At 78.0% G+C, this 223-nt stretch carries 1 pseudogene; it reads right to left on the minus strand.

The window, feature by feature from the left end:
• Positions 1-223, minus strand: a pseudogene (locus tag QWJ41_RS21610) (Dyp-type peroxidase domain-containing protein); the annotation flags it as partial.

Here is a 223-nt window from a genome sequence, read left to right on the forward strand (position 1 = left end):
GGAGCCGTCGACCTGGCCGAAGAGGTTGCGCCCGGTCTGGGGACGGCCCGTGGGGTCGGTCGGGTTCCACGAGCCCACCTGGCGCCACCGCGCCCGCGCGAAGGGCGCTGCGGCGGCGACCCGGCGGCGTACGGCGTGGGCGACGGTGGTGCCGTCGCGGCCGGCCACCAGCACCGCCAGGTCGCCGCCGCTCCAGCGCTCCTGCAACCGGTCGTGACGCATC

The sequence above is a fragment of the Nocardioides cremeus genome (assembly GCF_030518195.1).
GTDB lineage: Bacteria > Actinomycetota > Actinomycetes > Propionibacteriales > Nocardioidaceae > Nocardioides > Nocardioides cremeus.